The organism is Sphingorhabdus sp. (assembly GCF_044239005.1).
GTDB lineage: Bacteria > Pseudomonadota > Alphaproteobacteria > Sphingomonadales > Sphingomonadaceae > Sphingorhabdus_B.
Map to the genome: position 1 here is coordinate 1 of NZ_JBIICH010000160.1, position 4048 is coordinate 4048.

Consider the following 4048-nt stretch of genomic DNA (forward strand, 5'->3'; position numbering starts at 1 on the left):
ACATGTTCGGGTTCTTCGAAACATATGACCGCAGGCGCCGTAATCGTGGTTCGGAAGCATTGTGCTTCATCGACTGTGCAGAAGATTCCCAATGGGAACGGACGATATTGGCGCCGTTGCTAACAGCATCGGGATATGCGGTGAGTTTTGATGAACATGATCAATCGCGCGCCGCCATCATATTACAGCGTGATGCCACCAAGGCGCGCGAACGGGCAACAGACCCACGAACGCTCCACCTACGCGATTCTAACCACAGCCTGACCGAGCCGATTGCGAGCATTTACCGGTACGATGGCGCCGGGTTGATATCGGCGATCGAAGAGAAGCTGGCAGGACGCGCATGACCTACACCTTATATCTGATTGCGGATTTGGCAGGGTCCCGGGTTGCGATTGAGAGCAGCCAAGTCGAATCCGTCGTCCATGTGCCGGACACCGTGCCGGTGCCCAAGTGCGACCCGTCCATTGCTGGAATTTTTGCGCTCAGAAGCCGCGTCCTCACGCTCATCGATACCCAGTTCTACATTACGGGCGTGCAGCAAACCGCCCATAACGGCACTTTGGCTGTCGTCACAGAAATCGCGGGGCATCAATATGGGCTGCTCGTCGACAAGGTTCATGACGTGGTTCCAATTGCGGTCGAGCAGGCCGATTCAAATATCCGGCCACCGGCCGTGTGGAACCGATATGTTGATCACATCGCCACGCATGAAGGCGAACTGGTGATGATATTAAACACCGACACGTTGGTTTCAGGGCAAACGGCTTTGGTGACCTAATTTCGCCATTTCGCTGGGCAAATTAACGTGTCGATAAGAACGCGGAGATACAGTCTCCATTCTGGTCGGAAAAAGGGGTTGGGTCATATGAAATCCTGTTTGATTGTCGACGATAGCAAGGTCATTCGCAAGGTTGCCCGTCATATTCTCGAAACGATGCAATTCGACGTTGCTGAGGCGGCCGATGGTAAGGAAGCATTGGACCATGTCGCGCAGGCGGCGCCCGACGTAATACTGCTGGATTGGAATATGCCGATCATGAGCGGAATGGATTTTTTGCGTGCCTATCGTTCGATGAATGCTGTGCCATCCGCCAAGGTGATATTCTGCACGACGGAAAATGGCATTGGGCACATTCAAGCGGCGATTGACGCAGGCGCGGACGAATATGTCATGAAGCCGTTTGACCGCGAAACGATTGAGTCAAAGCTGCAAATCCTCGGCTGTATTTGAAGTACCAAAATGCGCAGCAGATCGGCAGCATTGGGTGGCAGTTGGCCACACGTGGCGGCAACCCCGATTAGGGTTATGCTTGTCGACGACAGTGTTGTCGCGCGTTCAATTTTCGCACGCGTGCTAGGCAATTGCGACGGCATAGACATCATTTGCGAAGCATCGGATGGAGACGCTGCCGTTGCAAGTCTCGACGAAAATGAAGTCGACATCATATTGCTGGATATAGAAATGCCGAAGCGTTCGGGATTGGATGCGCTGCCCGATATTCTCGCAAAGGCGAATGGCGCAAGGGTGCTGGTCGTGTCGGCATTTGCTGAAGAAAATGGCCCTGCCGCCGTTCAGGCGCTTTCGCTCGGTGCATGTGACACTTTGGCAAAGCCTGGCCGCACCGGTTTTTCGGGACGTTTTTCAGAAATTTTGATCGACAAAGTATTGCGCTTGGGTCGGTCGGCACAAGAACGCACCGACAGCAAAGATGCTGCAAGGCCGCTTCCGGATTATCGCGCATTATCGAAGCCACGCTGTATCGCGATTGGATCATCGACGGGCGGCATACCGGCAATTCAGCACATATTGCGCAATTTGGATGACTCTCTCGACTGCCCTATCTTTATCACGCAGCATCTGCCCACAGCATTCATGTCCTTTTTTGCAGGGCAGCTCGCTGGTCTAACAAAGCGAACTGTCAAGGTTGCTGAAGCCGGCGAGCGCGTAAAACATAATCATGTCTACCTCGCACCGGGGCACGCGCATATGGTGTGCCACAGGGACGGCAACGATGTCATCATCGGCCATCAATCGCGCTATAGCGCAAGCTGTTATTGCCCATCGGTCGATGCCATGCTTGTATCGGTGGCGCGGGCCTATGGACGCGATGGATTGGCGCTTGTTTTCAGCGGTATGGGTAATGATGGGCTCGTCGGCGCGCGTGTCTTTAACGAATTTGCAGCGCCCGTTGTTGTTCAAGATATGCAAAGTTCGGTCGTCTGGGGCATGCCGGGTGCAATCGTGAAGGAAGGCTTGGCGACCGCGATTATGACACCAGCCCACATGACCGACATGCTTTCACGGATTGCGACGTCATCATGAGCATCGCTGAAGCCAGAGCTTACAGGACGCTATCGGCGGCGCTGGAAAGACATACCGGGCAAACGGTTCCTGCAAACCGGCATTGGCGAATCGATATGGCGCTTAAGCCATTGATGCGGCGCAACTCTGTGCCCGACCTACAAACGCTGGCTGCGTTGATCGAAATGGATACGGACCCCAAATTGACGCGCGCGTGCGTGGAGGCAATGGTGAATAACGAAACTTCTTTTTTCCGTGATCAACCCAACTTTGCGCTGCTGGCGGGGCCCGTGCTCGACCACATTCGCGAACTACGTTCGGACACGAAAAGGCTGCGTATCTGGTCGGCTGCCTGTTCGACGGGGCAGGAGGCCTATTCTCTCGCCATTACAATATTGGAAAACGCCGAAAAATGGCGGGGTTGGACAATTCAAATATTGGGGACAGATGTATCTGCCGGGGCCTTGGCACAGGCGCGGGAAGGGCGCTATTCGCAGTTTGAGATTCAGCGTGGCCTTTCCGTGACACACATGCTCCGCCATTTCGAGCAACAGGGCGAAGAATGGGTGGCCAAAGATGCGTTGCGCAAAATGGTGACGTTCACGGAGCATAATATGCTGACGCCCGTGCGCCATTTTGGTCGCTTTGACGTCATTTTATGCCGAAACGTGCTTATGTATCTTAACGACGACAAGCGCACACATGTTTTGGAAGCTATTGCGCCATCCATGGAAGAGGGGGGACTCTTGATGCTGGGTGCCGCCGAAACCGTCATTGGCCAAACGCAGAAGTTTCGCGCCAGCAGAGCGTTTCGCGGTTTTTACGAGTTGGCGCCGGGCCGGCAAGGCGCGTAACCAGCAAAAGTTTCCCGCATCGGCTTATATTGCGTGCAACGGTGGACTTACCTATGGTCGCCTTATGACCATGATCTGGAACCCATCACCCAATTTTGGCGAGCGCAGCTTGCCGATCACGATGCTTGTTTTGCACTATACCGGCATGCAGTCGGGTGCAGCCGCAATTGACTGGCTCGCGAACCCCGCGTCCAAAGTGTCGGCGCATTATGTCGTCGATGAAGACGGCCAGCTGGTCCACATGGTGCGTGAGGAACAAAGGGCGCAGCATGCCGGGCTTTCTTATTGGCGCGGTGTGACGGACTGCAACAGCGCCAGCATCGGCATTGAGATCGTCAATCCCGGGCATGAATTTGGCTATCGCCCGTTTCCCGAAGCGCAAATGGACACCGTGACGCGTTTGGTCGCCGGAATTGTCCGCACGTACGGAATTGATCCGCGAAACGTCGTTGGTCACAGCGACGTCGCGCCAACACGTAAAGAAGATCCTGGTGAACTGTTTGACTGGGAACGTTTGGCAAAGCTTGGGCTTGCTGTTCCACGCCCGCGGGAAAAGCTGGTTGATCCAGGTTGGCCGGACGCCGCGTTCCTTTTGGCGTTAGAACGTTATGGTTACGGCATATCAGATGGACGTGCGGCTACCGTCGCATTCCAGCGCCGTTTTCGCCCCGAAAATATTGAAGGCGTGATCGACGGAGAATGCCGGGCAATATTGCTGAGCTTGCTCTTGGAGTATGAGGGCGGACCTGCTATCTAAGCTATGCCAGAGGGTTGGGCGACCGCCGCTTAGTGGGTAACTGCTATGGGGAGGAAAGTCCGGGCTCCAGCGAGGAACGGTGCCGGATAACGTCCGGCGGAAGCAATTTTAGGGAAAGTGCCACAGAAAACA

Annotated in this window: 6 protein-coding genes; all 6 read left to right on the forward strand. The window is 54.8% G+C overall.

Annotated features, from left to right (window positions below):
• Window positions 1-347: hypothetical protein (locus ACILQA_RS10275; protein WP_395629606.1), on the forward strand; the 347-nt coding region annotated here is incomplete at its 5' end.
• Window positions 344-781: a chemotaxis protein CheW gene (locus tag ACILQA_RS10280; RefSeq protein ID WP_395629607.1), complete on the forward strand. Its 438-nt coding sequence runs from the start codon at window positions 344-346 to the stop codon at window positions 779-781. The genes ACILQA_RS10275 and ACILQA_RS10280, both read left to right, overlap by 4 nt.
• A gap of 87 nt (window positions 782-868) precedes the next feature.
• Window positions 869-1234 carry a response regulator gene (locus ACILQA_RS10285; protein WP_395629608.1) on the forward strand — a complete coding sequence of 122 codons (366 nt, stop codon included), beginning with the start codon at window positions 869-871 and terminating at the stop codon, window positions 1232-1234.
• Window positions 1235-1309: 75 nt separating this feature from the next.
• Window positions 1310-2326 carry a chemotaxis protein CheB gene (locus ACILQA_RS10290; protein ID WP_395629609.1) on the forward strand — a complete coding sequence of 339 codons (1017 nt, stop codon included), beginning with the start codon at window positions 1310-1312 and terminating at the stop codon, window positions 2324-2326.
• A complete protein-coding gene (locus tag ACILQA_RS10295; protein WP_395629610.1) occupies window positions 2323-3159 on the forward strand; it encodes a CheR family methyltransferase in 837 nt (278 codons plus the stop codon). The genes ACILQA_RS10290 and ACILQA_RS10295 overlap by 4 nt, the downstream gene beginning before the upstream one ends.
• A 64-nt stretch (window positions 3160-3223) precedes the next feature.
• A complete protein-coding gene (locus ACILQA_RS10300) occupies window positions 3224-3916 on the forward strand; it encodes an N-acetylmuramoyl-L-alanine amidase (RefSeq protein ID WP_395629611.1) in 693 nt (230 codons plus the stop codon).
• Window positions 3917-4048: the final 132 nt, after the last annotated feature.

Coding starts and splice junctions, on each gene's coding strand:
- ACILQA_RS10285 (WP_395629608.1), top strand. CDS start 869: ATGAAATCCTGTTTGATTGTCGACGATAGCAAGGTCATTCGCAAGGTT.
- ACILQA_RS10295 (WP_395629610.1), top strand. CDS start 2,323: ATGAGCATCGCTGAAGCCAGAGCTTACAGGACGCTATCGGCGGCGCTG.
- ACILQA_RS10300 (WP_395629611.1), top strand. CDS start 3,224: ATGACCATGATCTGGAACCCATCACCCAATTTTGGCGAGCGCAGCTTG.
- ACILQA_RS10280 (WP_395629607.1), top strand. CDS start 344: ATGACCTACACCTTATATCTGATTGCGGATTTGGCAGGGTCCCGGGTT.
- ACILQA_RS10290 (WP_395629609.1), top strand. CDS start 1,310: ATGCTTGTCGACGACAGTGTTGTCGCGCGTTCAATTTTCGCACGCGTG.